Here is an 18,859-nt window from a genome sequence, read left to right as displayed (position 1 = left end):
CGCACCACCTTGCGACCCGCACCACCAACACCCCCCCCCCCCCCCCCCCCCCCCCCCCCGCCCCCCCCCCCGGCGTCACCCACCCTCCCGAGAGCCCACCCCCCAACAGCAACCCCCCACCGACAGCCCCCGCTAGGGTTCCCCAGGTGGATCTGGATCTGGGACAGGTACGAGCCTTCGTCACCACCGCCGAGGCCCTGCACTTCGGCCGGGCGGCAGCCCGGCTCGGCATCAGCCAACAGGGCCTCTCCAAACGCATCGCCCGCCTGGAAGCCACCCTCGGCCTCCGCCTGCTGGAACGCGACGCCCGCGGCGTCAGCCTGACCGCGGCCGGCACCCGCTTCCTGGACCCGGCACGGCGAGTGCTCACGCACGGAGACCTGGCGGTGGCCGCCGTGCGGGAGTCCGGACGCCCCCTGCGGATCGACGTGTGGGGCCACCTCTACGCCCCGATGCGCACCCTCGCCCAGGCCGTGGACGCGGCGCCCGGCCTGGAGGTGGAGCCGGTGCCGGGTCGGGACCTGCCGTCGGTGGCGGCGGCGCTGCTGCGCGGGGAGGCGGATGCCGGGTTCGGCCGGGTGCACGCCCTGCCGGACGGCGCCGACGCCGGGCTGACGCACCGGCTGGTCCGGCTGGAGCCGGTCGACGCGCTGCTCAGCGCGGACCACCCACTGGCCGACCGGGACACCCTGAGCCCGGCGCAGCTGCGCCGCAGTGTGCTGCGCTATCCGGCGGCGGTGGACCGGCTGGACTTCCTGACCCGCTTCGCCGCGAGGTTCGACATCACCGCCCGGGTCGGCTCCACCAATCTGGGGCTGGAGCACTTCCTCGACCAGGTCGCCGCCGACCCGAGCTGCTTCTCCCTCGTCCCCGCCGACGGCCCGCTGCCGGACCGCCCGGGCGTGCGCACCGTCCCGCTGGCCGACCCGACCCCGCTGTACGCCTGGTCACTGCTCTGGCGAACCGACGACGGTGCCGAGGACAACGGCCAACTGGACCGTCTGCTAAGGGCGTTCACCGCCGAGGCCGCCCGCAGCCGGTGGCTGGAGTACGACCCGTCCCGGGACTGGCTCCCGGACGCCGACGAGGCCGCCCTCCAGCCGTGAACCGCTCGCAACGGCCGAACCGGGGCGCCGTACAAACGAGTTGGGCGCCCGAGCGGCACTCGGCGGTCACCACCAGGTGTTCTGGGTGCCCAGCACCGACCCGTCCGCGGCGAAGGAGGTGACGGTGTTGTCGGTGGAACCCAGCCTGCGGACGACGGCGTACCAGTGGACCGGGGAGTCCCCGACCGCGACCGGCACCGCCCCCACGGAGCCGCCGGTTTTCCAGTTGACCCGGACCTTGGCGACGTCCGGTCCGACCGGGACGGCCACCATGTCCGGGCGGCTCGCGTCCCCGGTGACCCGGTTGAGCATCACGCCCCTGGTGGGGCCCGAGACACCCGTGACCGTTCCGCCGGGGGCGGTGGTCGCCGCCACGAGGTCCCCGGGCTGCCGCCTGCCGTCCGCGATCAGGTAGATGTCGACCCGGTCCGCCTGCGGGTCCCAGACCGGGTTGCCGCTGTTCTCGGGGTCGGGCGGCAACGTCGGGTCGGCGGCGCGCCGCTCGGTCCGGATCAGCTCGCCCTGTTTGAGGCCGTCCTCCGCCGTCCGGGCCGCCGGCCACAGGGCGACCCAGACCTCCATGGCGTGGCCGTTGACGGCGCCCTCACCGACCTTGGCCCGCATCGGGCTGAACGGATCCCGCACGGTCCCGGACGGCCCGGCCGAAGCAGCCGAAGCCGTCGGAGTGGCCGTCCCGACGGCCGCTCCCGCCGGAGCCACCACCGGCGACGCCGAGGCCACCGGCGACGCCGAAGCCGCCGCCCCCGCCGTTCCCGCCCCCGCCGGCCCGTCCCCCGACGCCCTGCCCGAAGCGAGCGCCGCCGCCGACGAGACCGCCGCCACCGAGGCGCCGCCGGCCTCCCGCCCGTACCCGCCGAGCGCCGTCCCCGCCCCGGCCACCGCCACCACCAGCACCGCCACCGCGCCCGCGGTCAGCAGCCGCCGGCGCCGCAGTCTGCGCCGCCCCCCGGCCAGCAGCCGGTCGTACGGGACGGCGCCGATCTCGAAGCTCTCGGCCACCTCGCTCAGCCCGTACGACGCGGCGGCCTCGGCCCCGGTCATGTCCTCGTTGCTCATCCTGCGCCTCCGATGGTCGTCAGCTCGCCGAGTGAGGAGGTCTCCCGGAGCTTGGCCAGTCCCCTGGCCGCCTGGCTCTTGACCGTGCCGACCGAGCAGCCCATGGCCGCCGCGGTCTGGGACTCGCTGAGGTCCTCCCAGTACCGCAGGACGACGGCCTCGCGCTGGCGGGGCGGCAGGGCGGCGAGCGCGGCGAGCAGCACGGCCCGGGCGTCCGGGTCGGGCGCGGTCGGGGCGGGCCGGTCGGGGAAGGCCTCGACCAGGTACTCGGCCGGTCTGCGGCGGAACCGCCGGGCGTGCTCGTTGATCAGGATCCGGCGCACGTAGGCGTTGGGGTCGTCCGCTGCGCGGACCTTGGTCCAGTGGACGTAGGCCCGCTCCAGGGCCTGCTGGACCAGGTCCTCGGCGCCGTGGCGGTCCCCCGCCAGCAGGTACGCCGTCCGCAGCAGCCGTGACCACGCACTGCCGGCGAACGCCCGGAACTCGTCGTCCCGGGCGGTCTTGTGGGCTCCCATGAGCACCTCCTCGACCCCCAGAGCCCGGAACCGCGGCCGACCGTTGCCCGGCGTTCGCGATTCGCCACCGGCGGCTGTGACACTGGAGGGGCTCGAAAACCGAGGTGCGCTCCGCCGTGCCTCCTTGCGAACCTAGAGGGATGCCCGCAGTGAGTTCTCCCGCAGTCCAGTCCGCCCCCGTACCCGCCGAGGGTCCCGGAATCGGTGAGCTGGCCGCCCGCCTGCCCGAGCTGACCCTGCGCGACGAGGTGCGGATCGGACGCCGGCTGGAGGGGGCCCGCAGGGTCCGCAAGCCCGAGGCCCGGCAGAAGATCGCCACCGAGATCGCCGCCGACATCGACCGCGCCGAGCTGCTGGTCGAGCAGCGCCGGAACGCGGTGCCGAAGATCACGTACCCGGCCGAGCTCCCGGTCAGCCAGAAGAAGGACGACATCCTGGAGGCGATCCGGGACCACCAGGTGGTGATCGTCGCAGGCGAGACCGGCTCCGGCAAGACCACCCAGATCCCGAAGATCTGCCTGGAGCTGGGCCGCGGCGTGCGCGGTCTGGTGGGCCACACCCAGCCGCGCCGGATCGCCGCCCGTACCGTGGCCGAGCGCGTCGCGGAGGAGCTGGACACCCCGCTCGGCGAGGCCGTCGGCTGGAAGGTCCGGTTCACCGACCAGGTCGGCCAGGACACCCTGGTCAAGCTGATGACGGACGGCATCCTGCTCGCGGAGATCCAGACCGACCGCGACCTGCGCCAGTACGACACCCTGATCATCGACGAGGCGCACGAGCGCAGCCTGAACATCGACTTCCTGCTCGGCTACCTCAAGCAGCTGCTCCCGCGCCGACCCGACCTCAAGGTCGTGATCACCTCCGCGACCATCGACCCGGAGCGCTTCTCCCGGCACTTCGGCGACGCCCCGATCATCGAGGTCTCCGGCCGGACGTACCCCGTCGAGGTCCGCTACCGCCCGGTGGTCGACGACAGCGAGGACGAGGCCGACGAGGCGGACCGCGACCGCGACCAGATCCAGGCGATCTGCGACGCCGCCCAGGAGCTGCAGGACGAGGGCCCGGGCGACATCCTGGTCTTCCTCTCCGGCGAGCGCGAGATCCGCGACACCGCCGATGCCCTCACCAAGCTGAAGCTCAGGAACACCGAGGTCCTGCCGCTCTACGCCCGGCTCAGCTCGGCGGAGCAGCACCGGGTCTTCCAGCGCTCCAACCTGCGCCGGATCGTGCTGGCCACCAACGTGGCCGAGACCTCGCTGACCGTCCCCGGCATCAAGTACGTGATCGACCCGGGCACCGCCCGGATCTCCCGCTACAGCCACCGCACCAAGGTGCAGCGGCTGCCGATCGAGGCGATCAGCCAGGCCAGCGCCAACCAGCGCAAGGGCCGCTGCGGCCGCACCTCGGACGGCATCTGCATCCGGCTGTACTCGGAGGAGGACTTCCTCTCCCGCCCCGAGTTCACCGACGCCGAGATCCTGCGCACCAACCTGGCCTCGGTGATCCTCCAGATGACCGCGGCCGGCCTGGGCGACATCGCCGCCTTCCCGTTCCTGGACCCGCCGGACTCGCGCAACATCAAGGACGGCGTCCACCTGCTGCACGAGCTGGGCGCGCTGGACCCGGACGAGAAGGACCCGCGCAAGCGCCTGACCGCGCTCGGCCGCAAGCTCGCCCAGCTGCCGGTGGACCCGCGGATGGCCCGCATGGTGCTGGAGGCGGACCGCAACGGCTGTGTGCGCGACGTCATGGTGATCGCCGCCGCGCTGTCCATCCAGGACCCGCGCGAGCGCCCCGCCGAGAAGCGCCAGGCCGCCGACGAGCGGCACCGCCGGTTCTCCTCGGAGACCTCCGACTTCCTCTCCTACCTGGCGATGTGGCGCTACGTCCGGGAGCAGCAGAAGGAGCTCTCCTCCTCGGCGTTCCGCCGGATGTGCAAGGCCGAGTTCCTCAACTACCTGCGGATACGGGAGTGGCAGGACGTCTACACCCAGCTGCGCACGGTCGCCAAGCAGTTGGGCGTGACGATCGAGGAGCCGCATCCGGACGCCGAACCGGACGCCGACCGGATCCACCAGTCGCTGCTGGCCGGGCTGCTCTCCCACATCGGCCTGTTCGACGTGGAGAAGCGCGAGTACGGCGGCGCCCGCGGCGCCCGCTTCGCGATCTTCCCGGGCTCCGGCCTGTTCAAGAAGCCCCCGCGCTGGGTGATGTCCGCCGAGCTGGTGGAGACCTCCCGGCTGTGGGCCCGGATCAACGCGAAGATCGAGCCCGAGTGGGTCGAGCCGCTGGCCGGGCACCTGATCAAGCGCAGCTACAGCGAGCCGCACTGGGAGAAGAAGGCCGGCGCCGTGCTGGCGTACGAGAAGGTGACCCTCTACGGGATGCCGGTCGTCGCCCAGCGCAAGGTCAACTACGGTCGGATCGACCCTGAACTCTGCCGCGAGCTGTTCATCCGCAACGCGCTGGTCGAGGGCGACTGGGAGACCCACCACAGGTTCTTCGCCGAGAACCGCAAGCTGCTCGGCGAGGTCGAGGAGCTGGAGAACCGGGCCCGCCGCCGGGACATCCTGGTGGACGACCAGACCCTGTTCGACTTCTACGACGCCCGGCTGCCCGACGAGGTCGTCTCCACCCGGCACTTCGACGCCTGGTGGAAGAAGGCCCGGCACGAGCAGCCGGACCTGCTGAACTTCGAGAAGTCGATGCTGATCAACGACGCCGCGGACGGCGTCACCGAGGCCGACTACCCGGACTACTGGCAGCAGGGCAAGCTGCGCTTCAAGCTGACCTACCAGTTCGAGCCGGGCAGCGACGCGGACGGCGTGACCGTCCACATCCCGCTGCCGGTGCTCAACCAGGTCACCGCGGAGGGCTTCGACTGGCAGATCCCCGGTCTGCGGGAGGAGCTGGTCACCGCGTACATCAAGTCGCTGCCCAAGGCGATCCGGCGCAACTTCGTGCCGGCCCCGGACTTCGCCAGGGCGGCCCTGCGCCAGGTGAAGGACCGCCAGGAGCCCCTGCTGCCGGCCCTGGAGCACGCCCTGAAGCGCCTGACGGCCGTCACGGTGCCGCCGGAGGCCTGGGACGACGAACGGGTGCCGGAGCACCTCAAGGTGACCTTCCGGGTGGTGGACGGCAAGCGCAGGCTCGCCGAGTCCAAGGACCTGGAGGAGCTGCGGCTGAAGCTCAAGCCCAAGCTCAAGGAGACGCTCTCCTCGGCGGCCTCCGGCCAGGGCATCGAGCAGAGCGGGCTGACTGCCTGGCCGACCGGGCTGCCGGTGCTCCAGCGCACCTTCGAGCAGCGCTCGCGCGGTCACTCGCTGCGCGCCTACCCGGCGCTGGTGGACGAGGGCACCTCGGTCGGCGTGAAGCTGTTCGACACCCCGGAGGCCCAGGCCCGGGCGATGTGGGAGGGGACGCGCCGGCTGCTGATGCTGACGACGACCTCCCCGGCCAAGTCGATCCAGGGCCGACTGGGCAACCAGGCGAAGCTGGCGCTCTCGCACAGCCCGCACGGCTCGATCAACGCCCTGTTCGAGGACGTCGTCTCGGCCGCGACGGACCGGCTGATGTCCCTGGCCGGCGGCCCGGCCTGGGACGAGGCGGCCTTCGGCAAGCTGCACGACAAGGTGCGGGCGGACCTGTACGACCTGTCCGCGGACACCACGCTGAAGACGGCCGGCGCCCTGATCGCCTTCCACAAGGCCTCGACCCGGCTGAAGTCGGTGAGCAGCCCGGTGCTGCTGAACGCCGTGAACGACGTCCGGCTGCACCTGGCCTCGCTGGTGCACCCGGGCTTCGTGACGGACACCGGCTGGCGGCGGCTGCCCGACCTCAAGCGCTACCTGCTGGCGGTCGACCGCCGCCTGGAGGCGCTGCCCAACCACCCGCAGCGGGACGCCCAGCAGCTGCTGAAGGTCCAGCAGGTGCAGCAGGCGTACGGGGAGCTGCTGGCGGCGGTGCCGGCCGGGCAGCAGCCCTCCGAGGAGGTGCGGGCGATCCGCTGGATGATCGAGGAGCTGCGGGTCAGCTTCTTCGCCCAGTCGCTGGGCACGCCGAGCCCGGTCTCGGAGAAGCGGATCATGAAGGCGATGGAGGCGGCCCGGGCGACGCTGTGAGGCCCGTCCCGGGCGGCGCTGTGAGGCCCGGCCCGGGCGGCCCCGCGTACCGGGCGGCGCCCTGAGCTGCGGGTGCGCGGTGGGCCTTCAGGAGCCAGTTCGACCTGGGGGCCCACCATGGGCTACGATCTGTCTTGTTCGCAGCGCGGCAAGCGAGTGAACGAGATCAGAAAACTCTGGTCCCGTGGAGCAGTTGGTTAGCTCGCCACCCTGTCAAGGTGGAGGTCGCGGGTTCAAGTCCCGTCGGGATCGCCGTAGCGCGAGAGGCCCGGAACCGTCAGGTTCCGGGCCTCTCGCTTTTGGCCGTCCGGCTTTTACCGCATCCAGGTCCGGACCGCAAGTGACAGGCTGTGTGATCGTCGCCACTCACCCCCTCCGGGAGGCATCCCCGGAACAGCCCGTTCTAGATACCACTAATTTAATATGTAAAATTGCACTTTTATTCACTGTAAATCCCCCCCGCATCTTGCGCACCAAATCGTTATCCGGAGTTCAGCATTCCGACCCCCGGGAAGCGCGGCGCCGGGCACGACAAAGGGGCCACCAACCGGACCCGGCGGAGTCCGGTTGGTGGCCCCTTTCAAAGAGCCTTTGGCCTATCAGGCCTCAGTGCGCTGGGCGGGAATCCCGGCCAGCAGGGCGCGCACCTCCGCCTCACGGTAACGACGGTGACCGCCGAGCGTGCGGATCGACGTCAGCTTGCCCGCCTTGGCCCAGCGGGTGACCGTCTTCGGGTCAACGCGGAACATGGTGGCAACCTCTGCCGGCGTCAGCAGCGGCTCAGCATCAGGGGTACGAGCGGTCATGAGCGGCCTCCTCGGGAGAACCGAACCAGGGCGGTTCTATCCTTCAAATTCTGCACCTTGGCCCGCGATGCCCGAAATGGCATAGACGGGCCGAGTCGGTTATAGGACGAACGGCTTGTCCTGGTGTCTACAACTACACCATCCGTCCAGCCCTATCGACCAAACCGCCAAAATTGACCCCTCACGGGTTCAAGGCCGACGGATGGCGATGGACCACCCCATAACGGACAGTCACACCACAGTGACGTCCGGTTACGAGGGGACCAGACCCTCCGTTTCCCCGCAAAGCACGCATCGACTCCAGAACCACCCAAAAGTGGGTACGCTCACGTGAAGTTGGGCTGGTTGTCCCATTTTTGCACATAGGGGTAAGTTCGCGTCAACGGTGAGTAGTGTCACGTTCGGCAGCTATTGACCCGAACCAGGACCTTGGTCAGCCCCGTTGCGGACCAAAGACCCCTCACAGTCATACACGGGCGGTCGGACGTCAGTTCGCCTGCCGCAGCGCCAGCACCCGCCGCCACCGCACCGTCAGTTCCCCGTACGCGCGCAGCGCCTCCGCGGTGTCCCCCGCCCGCAGCGCCCGCAGCCCGTCCTCCAGCTCCCCCGCCGAACGGTCCGCCAACAGCCGCTCCGGCCCCAGCAGATGCACCAGCCCCCCGTAGTCCAGCTCCACCAGCGAGCGCGGGTGGAACTCCTCCAGCCACCGCCCGACCTGCTCCGCCCCGCGCACCAACTCCCCCTCCGGCACCGCCTCGCGCAGCGCCCGCAGGGCCCGCGCCACCCGGCGCCGCGCCTGGGCCATCGGCACCAGGTAGAACAGCGCCGCCGCCCTCCCCCGCTCCCCCTCCGTCCCTTCCCCGTCCGCCCGCTCGCCGCCCGTGCCCCCCGGCACGAAGCACCGGTCCTCGTCCCCGAACGGGAGGAACCAGCGCACCGGCACCTCCCACCGGCTGGTGAGGATCCACGGCCGGGCGTCCGGGTGGCCGGCCAGCCAGCGCTCCCGGTCCGCCTCGGCGGCCGCCCGGGTCACCGGCGGCACCGCGGTGTCCAGCAGCGCCACCGGAGCCCCCGCCCGCAGCTCCTCCAGCGCCTGCCAACTGCGCAGCCTGGTCGCCCACGGGCACACGTACAGTACGCCGTCCACGATCCGCAGGTACGCCCGCGCGCTCTCCTTCTCCGGCAGCGCCCTGGGCGTGCGGGCGGCCAGCTCCGCGAGCGCCTCCCGCTGCTCCTCCAGCACCGCCGCGGCCACCGACTGCTCGGCCGCCACCGCGTCCGGCCCGTGCTCCGCCGCGTAGGCCTGCCAGCCCGCCCGCTCGGGCTCCGGGTAGGCCGCCAGCGGCTCGTAGACGCGCAGGTGGGCGGCGTAGGGCGGCAGTACGGAAGTGCGTACGACGGTCACGTCCTGCATGGTCGCACGCGCCGCGCGACCCCGGGAGGGCGCGCCCTCGAACCGTTCGCCCCCGCACCGCTCACCCGCCGCCGTCTCACCCTTCGGACAACCGGCACAAGCTCGGACAAGACGGCGGATCGGCGGCCCTCGCCCGACTACTCTTCGCCCTAGGCGCCCGCACCACAGCAGCGGGCCTTTCCATACTGGAGTCACCACCGTGACCGACGTACAGACCCCGGCCACGCACCCCGCACCCGGCGTGCTCAGCAGGATCTTCCGCACCGAGCAGGACGGCGCCCCCGGCGACGGCCACGAGCAGGTCGTCCTCTGCCACGACCGCAGCTCCGGGCTCAAGGCGATCATCGCCATCCACTCCACCGCCCTCGGCCCCGCCCTCGGCGGCACCCGCTTCTTCCCGTACGCCTCCGAGGAGGCGGCCCTGGAGGACGCGCTGAACCTGTCCCGCGGGATGTCCTACAAGAACGCGCTGGCCGGCCTCGACCTCGGCGGTGGCAAGGCCGTCATCATCGGCGACCCGAACAAGGACAAGAACGAGGCGATGCTCCGGGCCTACGGCCGCTTCGTCGAGTCCCTGCGCGGCCGCTACATCACCGCCTGCGACGTGGGCACCTACGTCCAGGACATGGACGTCATCGCGCGCGAGACCGAGTTCGTGACCGGCCGCTCGCCCGAGCACGGCGGCGCCGGCGACTCGTCCATCCTGACCGCCTTCGGCGTCTTCCAGGGCATGCGCGCCAGCGCCCAGGCCCGCTGGGGCCAGCCCACCCTGCGCGGCAAGCGGGTCGGCGTCGCGGGCGTCGGCAAGGTCGGCCACTACCTGGTCGGCCACCTGGTCGCGGACGGTGCCACCGTCGTCGTCACCGACCCCTTCGAGGCCGCCGTCAACCGCGTGCGCGCCGCCCACCCGGACGTGGAGGTCGTCGCCGACACCGCCGCCCTGCTCCAGGCCAAGCTGGACGTCTACGCCCCCTGCGCCCTCGGCGGCGCGCTGACCGACCCGGTGGTCGCGGCGCTCGGCGAGTTCGGCACCTCGATCGTCTGCGGCGCGGCCAACAACCAGCTGGCCCACCCGGGCGTCGAGAAGGACCTGGCCGACCGCGGCATCCTCTACGCCCCCGACTACCTGGTGAACTCCGGCGGCGTGATCCAGGTCGCCGACGAGATCGACGGCTTCAACTTCGAGCGGGCCAAGAACAAGGCCACCAAGATCTTCGACACCACCCTGGAGATCTTCACCCGGGCCGCCGCCGACGGCGTCCCGCCGGCGGTCGCCGCCGACCGCCTGGCCGAGAAGCGGATGCGCGAGATCAGCGCGCTGCGCACGGTGCTGCTGCCGGGCGCCCGCCGCGGCTGACCGCGGCCGCTCCGGTGAGCCGGTGCGCGGGGGGCCGTCACCTTCGGCCCCCCGCGCATCACGATGTGGAACCGGATTCTCACTTCTCCGCCCGAACGGGTGATCCGAGGTCCCCCTAGGGGGGATAATCAGTCCTGGAACGACGGACCCCGAACACCTCCGGACAGCGTGCAAACTGCCCCAAAACCTCCCCTGACCTGGGAAGACCTGGTCGCGGGTGCGGTAGGTGCGCGCCACGTCACACCGACGACGTACCGTCCAGCGGCGGAAACAGGTACCGTTAATGCTCCAAGGGACGGTCCTCCCATTCGGGCAGGCCGGTCCTGATCATGAACACGTGTCAGACTCGGGGCCGTGAGCCCCATCGTTGAGGGGGTCGACCCATGGGGCGCGGCCGGGCCAAGGCCAAGCAGACGAAGGTCGCCCGCGAGCTGAAGTACAACAGCGGCGGGTTCGACGCTAACCGTCTGTCCAACGAGCTGGGCGTATCGCCGTCCACCGCTTCGATCGACCCGGAGCCGATCGAGGAGGAGGAGGACGACGACCCGTACGCGGAGTACGCCGCCCGCTACGCCGACCTCGACGACGAGGACGACAACGAGCCGGGCACCGGGCCGTCGCAGGCCTCCCGCCGCTCGTAACCCACAGCTTCGCCGGACCGGTCCGTGCACCCCTGGGTGCCGGACCGGTCTTCGGCGTTCCCGCGATCCCGCGTTCCCGCGGGCGGACCGGGGGCCGGCGCGTCGACCTCGCCCGGTACCGGCCGACGGCTGACGGCTGACGGCTGACGGCCGACGGAAACGTGACCGCGGACGTGCGGGAGGGCCCCTCCGGTGCACCGGAGGGGCCCTCTGCCGTCGACGGGGCCGGGGAGGGCCGTCAGCCCGCCGCGAAGCCCTCGTAGGCGTTGTAGAGGGCCGCGCCCTCCGCGTGCTCGTCGGTGCGCTCGACGATGTCACCGAGCAGCCAGGCCTCGACGCCGCGGTCCTCCAGGATCGACAGCACCACGTCCACCGAGTGCGGCGGGACGACGGCGACCATGCCGACACCCATGTTGAGCGTCTTCTCCAGCTCCAGGGTGGCCACCTTGCCGACCTCGGCGACGGTCCGGAAGACCGGCAGCGGGGTCCAGGTGCCGCGGTCCAGGCGGGCGTGCAGGCCGTCCGGGATGACCCGGGCCAGGTTGGCCGCCAGGCCGCCGCCGGTCACGTGCGAGAAGGCGTGCACCTCGGTCGCGCGGGTCAGCGCCAGGCAGTCCAGCGAGTAGATCCGGGTCGGCTCCAGCAGCTCCTCGCCGAGGGTGCGGCCGAACTCCTCGACCTTGCGGTCCAGCTTCCAGCCGGCCTGGTTCAGCAGCACGTGGCGGACCAGCGAGTAGCCGTTGGAGTGCAGGCCGGAGGCGGCCATCGCGATCACCACGTCGCCGGCCCGGACCCGCTCCGGGCCCAGCAGCGCGTCGGCCTCGACCACGCCGGTGCCGGCACCCGCGACGTCGTACTCGTCCGGGCCGAGCAGGCCCGGGTGCTCGGCGGTCTCGCCGCCGACCAGGGCGCAGCCGGCCAGCGCGCAGCCCTCGGCGATGCCCTTGACGATCGAGGCGACCCGCTCCGGGACGACCTTGCCGACGCAGATGTAGTCGGTCATGAACAGCGGCTCGGCGCCGCACACCACGATGTCGTCCACGACCATGCCGACCAGGTCGTGGCCGATGGTGTCGTGCTTGTCCATGGCGGCCGCGATGGCCACCTTGGTCCCCACGCCGTCGGTGGCCGAGGCCAGCAGCGGCCGCTCGTAGTTCTTGAAGGCGGACACGTCGAACAGGCCGGCGAAGCCGCCGAGACCGCCGACCACCTCGGGGCGGTTGGCCTTCTTCACCCACTGCTTCATGAGCTCGACGGCGCGGTCGCCCGCCTCGATGTCGACACCGGCGGCGGCGTAGGTGGCGCCGTTCTGGTTGCTGGTCACTGCGTGCGGCCCTTTCGGGTCAGGTGGGGGTGGTTCGGAAACAGCGGTGGGGCCCCGGTTCGCGGGACCCCACCGTGCGTTCGTTACGGGCGGCGCAGCGCGTCGGCCGCGCCCGCCCCGCCGAGCAGCGACTGGACGCCGTCCAGGTCGCTGCCGCTGGTCGGCTTGCCGCGGACGGCCGGCTGCTGCTGGCCGCCCTTGATCTCGGCCTCCAGCAGGAGCTTGCCGAGCAGAGCCGGGTCCGGCAGCTCCATCGGGTACTCACCGTCGAAGCAGGCCCGGCAGAGCTTGTCCTTCGGCTGCGTGGTGGCCTCGATCATGCCGTCGATCGAGATGTACGCGAGCGAGTCGGCCCCGAGCGTGCGGCCGATCTCCTCGATGGTCATGCCGTTGGCGATCAGCTCCGCGCGGGTGGCGAAGTCGATGCCGAAGAAGCAGGGCCACTTCACCGGCGGCGAGGAGATCCGGATGTGCACCTCGGCGGCGCCCGCCTCGCGCAGCATCTTCACCAGCGCGCGCTGGGTGTTGCCGCGCACGATCGAGTCGTCCACGACCACCAGGCGCTTGCCGGCGATGACCTCGCGCAGCGGGTTGAGCTTGAGCCGGATGCCGAGCTGGCGGATGGTCTGGCTGGGCTGGATGAAGGTGCGGCCCACGTAGGCGTTCTTCACCAGGCCGGAGCCGTACGGGATGCCGCTGGCCTCGGCGTAGCCGATCGCGGCGGGGGTGCCGGACTCGGGCGTGGCTATCACCAGGTCGGCCTCGACGGGGGCCTCCTTCGCCAGCCGGCGGCCCATCTCCACCCGGGAGAGGTGCACGTTGCGGCCGGCGATGGAGGTGTCGGGGCGGGCCAGGTAGACGTACTCGAACACGCAGCCCTTGGGCTTCGCCTCGGCGAAGCGGGAGGTGCGCATGCCGTTCTCGTCGATGGCGATGAGCTCGCCGGGCTCGACCTCGCGGATGAAGGAGGCGCCGCAGATGTCCAGCGCCGCCGTCTCGGAGGCGACCACCCAGCCGCGCTCCAGCCGGCCGAGCACCAGCGGGCGGATGCCCTGGGGGTCGCGGGCGGCGTAGAGGGTGTGCTCGTCCATGAAGACGAGCGAGAACGCGCCCTTGACCTTGGGCAGCACGACCTTGGCCGTCTCCTCGATGGAGAGGTCCGGGTGGCCGGCCAGCAGGGCGGTCACCAGGTCGGTGTCGTTGGTCGCGGCGGTCCGGCCGGAGCGCGAGACGTGCTCCTCACCGGGCAGCTCGGCGACCATGGCCGCCAGTTCGGCGGTGTTCACCAGGTTTCCGTTGTGCCCGAGGGCCAGCGAACCGTGAACGGTCGCCCGGAAGGTCGGCTGGGCGTTCTCCCAGACCGAGGAACCGGTGGTCGAGTAGCGGGCGTGTCCGACGGCGATATGCCCGTGCAACGACCCCAGCGAGGCCTCGTCGAAGACCTGGGAGACGAGTCCCATGTCCTTGAAGACGAGAATCTGGGAGCCGTTGCTCACTGCGATGCCCGCGGATTCCTGACCGCGGTGCTGCAGGGCGTAAAGGCCGAAGAACGTGAGCTTGGCGACCTCCTCGCCGGGAGCCCAGACACCGAAGACGCCACACGCGTCCTGGGGGCCTTTCTCGCCGGGAAGAAGATCGTGGTTGAGTCTTCCGTCACCACGTGGCACGCCTTCGAGTCTAGGGCAGTTGACCAGGGCATCCGGAACCCGGGACGCCCGGTTCGATCGGCGATCACGGAGTAACGCGCGTAGACAAAACCCCTTACGGGGCCGGGAATTCGGGTGGGGGAATTCCGGCGGACGGCGGTTGGCCTTGCGGTTCGCGCCTGTTGGGGCTTTCCGTGTGCGGAACGGTGGCTGCCGGGGCGGTGCCAACGTGAGCCTGCTCACCCGGGGTTCACCCGGTGGTCATGCGGCGGGCAGCAGCAGGCCCCAGGCGCCCGGGCGGACCGTCCAGGTCCGGGCGCGGACCGGGCCGACGGAGTGGCCGTCCGCCTCGTAGCCGAAGCCGCGCCCGACCACCGAGACGCTCGCCGCCCGCACCCGCACCAGCGCACCCTGCGCGCTGACCACCACTTCGAGCACCCCCGCGCCGGCCGGCTCGGCCCGTCCGGCGCCCGGGAGGGTCAGCTGCACCAGGCGGACCGGGCGGTGCACGTCCGCGAGCAGCCGGCCGTCCGCCTCGACCCGGACCCGGGGGCTGTGGTCCGCCGTCTCCGGCGTTAGTGCGTTCGCCTGCTCGGCCGCAGCCAGTTTCGCCCATAGCGAACGCCAGCCACCCGTACGGCCCACCGGCCGCCGCGCACCGCCGCCGGTGATCCGCACCCCGCCCAGCGCCACCCCGCCGCCGTCGTCCACCAGCAGGTCGAAGGTGCGCGGCGCGCCCGACAGCACGGCCCGCGCCGCCCGTACCGGCTCGCCCGGCACGCCGAGCGCCCGGGCCGTCGCCAGCTCCTCCGCCCGGCCGACCGGAACCATGCCCACCGGATCGGCGCCCAGCTCACGCTGCCGGTGCAGTGCCTGGAGCACCCGCTGCAGGGCGAGATCGGAACCGATCACCACCGGTCTCCGACGACCCCGGTGCGAAAGCATCCGGTCGAGTTCCGACGGGCTCTCCGGATAGGCCACCTTGACGTCCGCACCCCCGCACAGCACGTCCTTCGCGATCCGCACCGACTCCCCGTCGGTCTGCCGGGCCGCCGGGTCGAGCAGTAGTAGAAGGGGCTCGGGACCGCCGGTTCCAGGCGTGGACAGGGACGACACGACCGGTCCTTCCTCAGGTAATCTCTCGGTGCAAGAGCCCCTTGCGCCATTGCGCCAGGGGCTTCGTCTATCTCGGGGCAGACTGCGGCCTACGCAGGATGCCCCAACCGGAAGGGGTGTACGCCTGTGCCGGCACTCGTGCTCGTTGGCGCTCAGTGGGGGGACGAGGGCAAGGGGAAGGCCACCGACCTCCTCGGCGGCTCCGTCGACTACGTCGTCCGCTACCAGGGCGGCAACAACGCCGGTCACACGGTGGTCATCGGCGACCAGAAGTACGCCCTGCACCTGCTCCCCTCCGGCATCCTCAGCCCGAACGTGACGCCGGTCATCGGCAACGGCGTGGTCATCGACCCGGGCGTGCTGCTCTCCGAGCTCAACGGCCTGAACGAGCGCGGCATCGACACCTCCAAGCTGCTGATCTCGGGCAACGCCCACCTGATCACCCCGTACCACCGCACCATCGACAAGGTCGCCGAGCGCTTCCTCGGCAAGCGCCGGATCGGCACCACCGGCCGCGGCATCGGCCCGACCTACGCCGACAAGATCAACCGTGTCGGCATCCGGGTCCAGGACCTGTTCGACGAGTCGATCCTGCGCCAGAAGATCGAGGCGGCGCTGCACGACAAGAACCAGATCCTGGTCAAGCTCTACAACCGCCGCGCCATCCCGGCCGACCTGGTGGTCGAGGAGTACCTGGGCTACGCGGAGAAGATCAAGCCCTTCCTCGCCGACACCACCCTCGTCCTGGACGAGGCGCTCAAGGCGGACAAGGTCGTCCTGCTGGAGGGCGGCCAGGGCACCCTGCTCGACGTCGACCACGGCACGTACCCCTTCGTGACCTCGTCGAACCCGACCGCGGGCGGCGCCTGCACCGGCGCCGGCATCGGCCCCACCAAGATCGACCGGGTCATCGGCATCCTCAAGGCCTACACCACCCGCGTCGGCTCCGGCCCGTTCCCGACCGAGCTGCTCGACGAGGACGGCGAGGCGCTGCGCCGGATCGGCGGCGAGCGCGGTGTCACCACCGGCCGCGACCGCCGCTGCGGCTGGTTCGACGCCGTCATCGCGCGCTACGCGACCCGGGTCAACGGCCTCACCGACTTCTTCCTCACCAAGCTCGACGTGCTCACCGGCTGGGAGCAGATCCCGGTCTGCGTCGCCTACGAGATCGACGGCCGCCGGGTCGAGGAGCTCCCCTACAACCAGTCGGACTTCCACCACGCCAAGCCGATCTACGAGACGCTGCCGGGCTGGACCGAGGACATCAGCAAGGCCAAGACCTTCGCCGAGCTGCCGAAGAACGCCCAGGCGTACGTGAAGGCGCTGGAGGAGATGTCCGGCGCGCCGATCTCCGCCATCGGCGTCGGCCCGGGCCGCGACGAGACGATCCAGATCAACTCGTTCATCTGAGCCTGAGCGCCTTCGAGGGCCCCGCGGGACGCGCCGTCCCGCGGGGCCCTTCGCTTGGCGGTCCGCATTTGCACTAGTTCATATGTCCATTGCCTCTAGTGCAGAACCGCGCTACGTTCGAAGCCATGACCGCGAAGCTGCCCTCACCCGTCACCCTCACCGGCAACCACATCCGCCTGGAGCCGCTGGACCGCCGCCACCTCGCCGACCTCTGGGCCACCGTCGGCTCCGAGCCCGAGGTCTGGCGCTGGACCATGAACCTCCCGCCCACCACGGCGGAGGAGCTCGGCGCGATCCTCGACGCCCGCATCGCCGAGGCCGAGCGGGGCGAGTCGGTGCAGTTCGCGGCCGTCGACCTCGCGAGCGGCACCGCCGTCGGCATCACCGGCTACTACGACCTCAACGCCGAGGACGAGTCCCTGGAGATCGGCGGCACCCTGTACGCCCGCTCGGTCTGGCGCAGCGCGGTCAACACCGAGGCCAAGCTGCTGCTGCTCACCCACGCCTTCGAGGACCTCGGCATGGGCCGCGTCTTCTGGAAGACCGACGCCCTCAACGAGCGCTCCCGCAACGCCATCCAGCGCCTCGGCGCCCAGTACGAGGGCACCTTCCGCCGCCACCGCCTCCGCCCCACCGGCACCTGGCGCGACAGCGCCTACTTCTCGATGCTCGCCGAGGAGTGGCCGGCCGCCAAGTCCCGCCTGGCGGAGCGACTTTCGCGAGGCTGAGGGCTCACCCTCATCACCGGTGGGCCCAACTTGGCCACGGCCCATACGGCTTTGCCGTAGCTGCCGATCAGTTCGACGCCCCACTCGTCCGAGAGAGCTTCGACGATGTCCAGGCCCCGGCCACTCGCCCGCGCGTCGTCCCGGGCCAGCCGGTGGAGCGGGTTCCCCGAGGCGTCGGAAACGGTGATGTGCAGCTCGCCGCAGATGAGTTCGAGCGTGACGCCCGGTCGGCCCTCCCCGTGGAGCAGGGCGTTGGTCACCAGCTCGGAGAGGATGAGGCACGCCGAGTCCGGGTCCAGGCCCATGGCGTGGAGGACGTCCCGGAGGAGTCGGCGGATCGGCCCGACCATCCCGGGAAGGGCCGGCGGAGAGAGGTCGAGCCGGAACTCGGAGACCAGCGGACCCCGGGAGGGGCCGAACTGTGGAAGGCACATGGCTTTCTCCAGCCCTGAGTTGAGTGAAGGCATCTGGGAGAGAAGTGGAAACCCGTGGCCTGCCCCCGCCGACGGCGTGAGAGGGCAGGCGTCGGCAGCCTGCACCCCCACACCCGGGGTGCACTTCGGGTGCGCTTTCGCGACTTCGCGTAAGCAACCTGCTACACACGGTAGGCCATCTCCAGGCAGTTGCGCCACCCACTACGTGGCATTGATGCCCCGTCCAGCCGGGGAACATATGCCCCAATGGACAAGGTGCGCAGCCCGCACGAAGTGGACTGCCAACACCGGACGCGGGAGACTCTCCGCATGCCGCCAAGGACCACACCAACCGCCCGCCAGTTGCGCGTTGGCCTGGAGCTGCGAAAAATGCGTGACTCCGCCAGGAAGACCACCGCTGACGCGGCCTCAACTCTCGGCCTGGACCGGACGAAGATCACCCAGATCGAGAAGGGCCTCTACCCCATCTCACCCGATCGCGTCCGGACCCTTGCCTGCGAGTACCAGGAAGGCGATTCGGCCTACGTCGAAGCGCTCGCCGCCGTCGCGGCGGAGCGCGGCAAGGGGTGGTGGGAAGAGTTCCGGGGCGTCCTGCCGGCCAGCCTTCTGGACATCTCGGAACTCGAACACCGAGCCGAGGGGCGGATAAGGACCTTCCAGATCGGCCACCCTCCGGGCCTGCTCCAGACCGAGGACACCGCTCGCGCGATCTTCGAGCTGGTACATCCGCGTCTACCCGCCCGAGACCTTTGGGCGCGAATCGCCCACCGCGTGGAGCGCACCCAGGTCCTCACCGGGCCGACCGCCGTCGAGTACGACGCGATCGTCCATGAGGCAGCCCTGCGGATGAGGTTCGGCGGCAAGGACGTGGCCCGCGCCCAGCTCGAACACCTCCGCTCGATGGCCGAGCGCGCCAACATCACCATGCGCGTCATCACCTTCGACGCCCCGGGCTTCTCCGGCGCCGGGAACGCGGTCCTCTACGTCGGCGGTGCGGTCCCCCGACTGGACACCGTGCAGATCGACTCCGTGCACGGCCCGATCTTCCTCGACGACGCCAACCAACTGCGGAACTACCGCGAGACGCTCGACGCCATGGAGAGGTCGGCACTCAGCCCGGCCGACTCGATCACCTTCATGGATGATCTTCTGAAGACGTCCTGA

At 71.2% G+C, this 18,859-nt stretch carries 15 protein-coding genes and 1 tRNA gene; 8 read left to right on the top strand and 8 right to left on the bottom strand.

The genetic code is table 11. The features are described 5' to 3' along the window. Nucleotides 1-146 precede the first annotated feature (146 nt). Nucleotides 147-1,106: a LysR family transcriptional regulator gene (locus ACZ6Z8_RS20385; RefSeq protein ID WP_465611436.1), complete on the top strand. Its 960-nt coding sequence runs from the start codon at nucleotides 147-149 to the stop codon at nucleotides 1,104-1,106. A gap of 66 nt (nucleotides 1,107-1,172) precedes the next feature. Here the strand turns inward: ACZ6Z8_RS20385 and ACZ6Z8_RS20380 are convergent, their stop codons facing one another. Both ACZ6Z8_RS20380 and ACZ6Z8_RS20375 read right to left on the bottom strand, forming a co-directional pair. Continuing rightward, a complete protein-coding gene (locus ACZ6Z8_RS20380; RefSeq protein WP_465611435.1) occupies nucleotides 1,173-2,183 on the bottom strand; it encodes a hypothetical protein in 1,011 nt (336 codons plus the stop codon). Beyond that, on the bottom strand, nucleotides 2,180-2,698 hold the full coding sequence (locus tag ACZ6Z8_RS20375) for a SigE family RNA polymerase sigma factor (protein ID WP_465611434.1): 519 nt from the start codon (nucleotides 2,696-2,698) through the stop codon (nucleotides 2,180-2,182). Before ACZ6Z8_RS20375 ends, ACZ6Z8_RS20380 begins: the two co-directional genes overlap by 4 nt. A gap of 140 nt (nucleotides 2,699-2,838) precedes the next feature. On the opposite strand from ACZ6Z8_RS20375, the gene hrpA reads away from it, so the two are divergent. Further along, nucleotides 2,839-6,819: an ATP-dependent RNA helicase HrpA gene (hrpA, locus tag ACZ6Z8_RS20370; protein WP_465611433.1), complete on the top strand. Its 3,981-nt coding sequence runs from the start codon at nucleotides 2,839-2,841 to the stop codon at nucleotides 6,817-6,819. Between the two features lie 178 nt (nucleotides 6,820-6,997). Then, a tRNA-Asp gene (locus ACZ6Z8_RS20365) sits at nucleotides 6,998-7,071 on the top strand. A gap of 347 nt (nucleotides 7,072-7,418) precedes the next feature. Here ACZ6Z8_RS20365 and bldC read toward each other — a convergent pair. Together bldC and ACZ6Z8_RS20355 are read right to left on the bottom strand one after the other, a co-directional pair. Continuing rightward, a complete protein-coding gene (gene bldC / locus ACZ6Z8_RS20360; RefSeq protein ID WP_014137253.1) occupies nucleotides 7,419-7,625 on the bottom strand; it encodes a developmental transcriptional regulator BldC in 207 nt (68 codons plus the stop codon). Between the two features lie 487 nt (nucleotides 7,626-8,112). Further along, complete coding sequence (locus tag ACZ6Z8_RS20355; protein WP_465611432.1) at nucleotides 8,113-9,030, bottom strand: DUF8083 family protein; 918 nt, start codon at nucleotides 9,028-9,030, stop codon at nucleotides 8,113-8,115. Between the two features lie 208 nt (nucleotides 9,031-9,238). Between ACZ6Z8_RS20355 and ACZ6Z8_RS20350 the strand changes: the two genes are divergently transcribed. Both ACZ6Z8_RS20350 and ACZ6Z8_RS20345 read left to right on the top strand, forming a co-directional pair. After that, entirely contained in the window at nucleotides 9,239-10,396 is a 1,158-nt protein-coding gene (locus tag ACZ6Z8_RS20350) for a Glu/Leu/Phe/Val dehydrogenase dimerization domain-containing protein (protein WP_465611431.1), read from the top strand. Nucleotides 10,397-10,779: 383 nt separating this feature from the next. Further along, nucleotides 10,780-11,037: a DUF3073 domain-containing protein gene (locus tag ACZ6Z8_RS20345; protein WP_380420125.1), complete on the top strand. Its 258-nt coding sequence runs from the start codon at nucleotides 10,780-10,782 to the stop codon at nucleotides 11,035-11,037. A gap of 238 nt (nucleotides 11,038-11,275) precedes the next feature. Here ACZ6Z8_RS20345 and purM read toward each other — a convergent pair whose 3' ends face one another. The 3 genes from purM to ACZ6Z8_RS20330 form a co-directional block, all read right to left on the bottom strand. After that, the gene (gene purM, locus ACZ6Z8_RS20340; protein ID WP_465611430.1) at nucleotides 11,276-12,361 is read right to left on the bottom strand and encodes a phosphoribosylformylglycinamidine cyclo-ligase; all 1,086 of its coding nucleotides are present in this window, start codon (nucleotides 12,359-12,361) and stop codon (nucleotides 11,276-11,278) included. A gap of 83 nt (nucleotides 12,362-12,444) precedes the next feature. Beyond that, a complete protein-coding gene (purF, locus tag ACZ6Z8_RS20335; protein WP_465611429.1) occupies nucleotides 12,445-14,028 on the bottom strand; it encodes an amidophosphoribosyltransferase in 1,584 nt (527 codons plus the stop codon). Nucleotides 14,029-14,268: 240 nt separating this feature from the next. Further along, complete coding sequence (locus ACZ6Z8_RS20330) at nucleotides 14,269-14,919, bottom strand: diacylglycerol kinase (RefSeq protein ID WP_465611428.1); 651 nt, start codon at nucleotides 14,917-14,919, stop codon at nucleotides 14,269-14,271. A 330-nt stretch (nucleotides 14,920-15,249) separates the two neighbouring features. On the opposite strand from ACZ6Z8_RS20330, the gene ACZ6Z8_RS20325 reads away from it, so the two are divergent. Further along, nucleotides 15,250-16,533, top strand: coding sequence for an adenylosuccinate synthase (locus ACZ6Z8_RS20325; protein WP_402829602.1), 1,284 nt, complete (start codon nucleotides 15,250-15,252; stop codon nucleotides 16,531-16,533). A 125-nt stretch (nucleotides 16,534-16,658) separates the two neighbouring features. Continuing rightward, entirely contained in the window at nucleotides 16,659-17,261 is a 603-nt protein-coding gene (locus ACZ6Z8_RS20320) for a GNAT family N-acetyltransferase (protein ID WP_465611427.1), read from the top strand. Here the strand turns inward: ACZ6Z8_RS20320 and ACZ6Z8_RS20315 are convergent. After that, nucleotides 17,189-17,695 (bottom strand): ATP-binding protein, encoded by a 507-nt coding sequence (locus tag ACZ6Z8_RS20315; RefSeq protein ID WP_465611426.1) that lies wholly within the window; start codon nucleotides 17,693-17,695, stop codon nucleotides 17,189-17,191. The genes ACZ6Z8_RS20320 and ACZ6Z8_RS20315 overlap by 73 nt on opposite strands. A gap of 246 nt (nucleotides 17,696-17,941) precedes the next feature. Between ACZ6Z8_RS20315 and ACZ6Z8_RS20310 the strand changes: the two genes are divergently transcribed. Further along, on the top strand, nucleotides 17,942-18,859 hold the full coding sequence (locus ACZ6Z8_RS20310; protein WP_465611425.1) for a helix-turn-helix domain-containing protein: 918 nt from the start codon (nucleotides 17,942-17,944) through the stop codon (nucleotides 18,857-18,859).

The sequence above is a fragment of the Kitasatospora sp. NPDC101108 genome, assembly GCF_055584725.1.
Note: the sequence above shows the minus strand (reverse complement) of the source record. Positions and strands in the feature narration are given on the sequence as shown.